Annotated in this window: 1 protein-coding gene and 2 pseudogenes; all 3 read right to left on the bottom strand. The window is 61.7% G+C overall.

Features of this window, described 5'->3' with window-relative positions; translation table 11 throughout:
- Positions 1-18: 18 nt before the first annotated feature.
- Positions 19-918 (bottom strand): annotated as a pseudogene (locus IEW01_RS17575) (IS3 family transposase); the annotation flags it as partial.
- Between the two features lie 12 nt (positions 919-930).
- A complete protein-coding gene (locus IEW01_RS17570; protein WP_188530323.1) occupies positions 931-2,292 on the bottom strand; it encodes an IS110 family RNA-guided transposase in 1,362 nt (453 codons plus the stop codon).
- 228 nt (positions 2,293-2,520) lie between these two features.
- Positions 2,521-2,704 (bottom strand): annotated as a pseudogene (locus IEW01_RS17565) (transposase); the annotation flags it as partial.

The raw sequence follows: 2,704 nt of genomic DNA, 5'->3' as shown, positions 1-2,704 counted from the left end.
TGAGGTGCCCCTAGTTTCCTAGACACCTGCCTCGTTGAGTTTCTGCTGTCTGATCTCGAAGTCAACGGGCGACAGCATGCCGTTGTTCGTGTGCTTGCGCTTCGGGTTGTAGAACATCTCGATGTATTCGAACACGTCTTGCCTGGCGGCGTCGCGGGTCGGGTAGGTGCGACGCCGGATGCGTTCTCGCTTCAGGAGCTGGAAGAAGCTCTCGGCGACGGCGTTGTCGTGGCAGTTCCCGCGCCGGCTCATGCTGGGTTCGAGGCCGTGCTGACGGAGGAAGGTCTGCCATTCGCGACTGGTGAACTGGGTGCCCTGGTCTGAATGCACCGTGACCCGGTCAGACGGCTTTCGTCGCCAGACAGCCATCAGAAGGGCTTGGAGCGCCAGATCCGTCGTCATGCGGGATTGTGCAGACCAACCGACGACACGGCGGGAGAACAGGTCGATGACGACGCAGAGATACAACCAGCCTTCGTGCGTCCTCAGGTAGGTGATATCGGTCACCCAGACCCGATCGGGCTGAGATGCCTCGAACCGCTGTTCCAGCCTGTTCTCCGCCACCACCGCGGGCTTGCCGCCATAGCGTCCGGGACGACGCCTGTAGCCGATCTGCGCAGCGATCCCGGCCAACGACGCTAGCCGGGCAACACGGTTCTCCGAGATGCATTCGCCCTGGTCGCGCAGATCGTCCGTCAGCTTGCGATAGCCATAGACCTTGCCGCTGTCAGTCCAGGCCTGACGGATCAGTTCGGTCTGGCGCAGATCTTCCTGCGCGCGGTGGCTTAACGGTTCCTTAAGCCATGCATAGAAGCCAGAGAAATGGACCCGCAGCACCCGGCACATGGCCCGTACGCCGAACTCCCCGCGATGCGCCCGGATGAAGGCGTACTTCATTGGGACTCGCGCGCGAAGTACGCCGTCGCCTTCCTAAGAAACAGCCACTGTCTCGGGAATAGGCGCCAATGCAAATCCGAGGGTCCTCGCACGCCGTTGAAGGTTTGAGAGCACGCGTTGCCGGTGCCGTTCATCGTATGCCGCCGCTCCCTGATCCTGATAGGTCATGCCATGCCGGACAGCATTGTAGAAAAGCACTGCTATTTTGCGCGCCGTGGCCGTCACCGCCTTTTGCTTGCCGATCCGCGCCGAGAGGCGTCGATAGAACGCGCCCAGGGCCGTGTCACTTCGCCCAATCGTGACGGCAGCCAGACGCAGAAGCGCGGCGGCGCGGCTGGAGGATCGGCGTGTCCGCGAGGACAGCAGCTTGCCACCAGAGATCTTGTTGCCCGGGGCCAGGCAGAGCCAAGACGTGAAGTGCTTTGCGCTTTTCCAGGCGCGCAGGTCCGTGCCGCATTCAGCCACCAACTTAAGGGCCAGCGATGGTCCGAGCCCGTGGATCTGCGTGAGGTCCGTGCCCAACACCCCGTAAAGAGCGGCACGCACATCGAAGGATGGCGCATTGTGCTGCTTGCCTTTGATCCGCGCCTTGGGCAGCGGGGCCAGATCATCGTAGGCTCGGACCGTCAGCGACTTCACCGCAGCTTCCAGCTTCCGGTCGCACGTCTCGATCTGCGCTTTGTAGAAGTCATAAAGCTCCAGCGACTGTGTCAGGGCAAAGACATGCTCCTCACGGTCGTTGCCGACCCGCGCGGCTTTGATCGTGTCCATAGAAGATTTGCAGCGAATATCCCGGAACGCGGCAAGAACCTCCGGATCGCGCTCGCCGCCGACAATGGCACGGATGATCCGCATGCCGGTCGCACCAGTTATGTCGGACACGACGTGATGCAGCTGCAAGTTCATCTCCATCAACGCCTTCTGCATGTGCTGGATATGCGCGGCGGCATATTCTGTCAGACGCTCGCGCTGGCGCATGTAAGCCCGCAAGGTGGCAATCTCCGCCTCCGGGCGGAAACTGCCACGCAGCAGGCCGTAGGAATGCAGCTGGCGCAGCCATCCCGCATCGCTGACGTCCGTTTTGCGTCCTGGCACATTCTTGGCATAGCGGGCATTCACCAGGATGACCTCAAAGCCATGCGCCTCAAGGATCTCGAAGGCCGGTATCCAGTAGACGCCGGTCGACTCCATCGCCACGCTGGTGACACCGCACGACCGGAGCCAGGCGGCGAGACCGTGTAGGTCTTGGGTGAATGTCCCAAAGGCGCGCACTGGCATGATGTCGGTGTCAGGGTTCACAGCCGCCATATGCATCGTCGAGCCGATGTCGATCGCGGCCGCATTGGGATTGACCATCTTCAGGTCCGGGTGGCCACCGGTCTTACGCTTTGTCATGGCATCTCCTCCGTTCAACGCGAAGGGCGTGGGCCATGCAAGTTCGTCATCTTCCTAACCGGGATCACCGCGATGGCGGCGTCACCACTCTCAAGTGCGCATCAGCCCATGTGCCACGTTTTTTAACGGGGTCCAGCCCACCAATAAGCGATCGGCAACTGCCCTTCTAGCGGAGCATAGCACAAGCTGTTTATCCCGCGCACAGGCGGGCTGCGGCCCGAAACGGTTTTTTAAGATGTCGCGCTCCTCGGTGACCCTGGCCAGCTCGCGCTTCAGCCGACGGTTCTCGGCCTCGTGGTCCACGCCAGGCTTCGGGACAGGCTCCCCAAACAGCTTCAGCCACTTGTAGAGAGAATACTTGCTGACCCCCAAGCGTCGGGACACCTCCCGAACTGGATACCCGCGCACCGTG

It is taken from the genome of Sinisalibacter lacisalsi (assembly GCF_014640115.1).
Taxonomy (GTDB): Bacteria; Pseudomonadota; Alphaproteobacteria; order Rhodobacterales; family Rhodobacteraceae; genus Sinisalibacter; species Sinisalibacter lacisalsi.
Note: the sequence above shows the minus strand (reverse complement) of the source record. Positions and strands in the feature narration are given on the sequence as shown.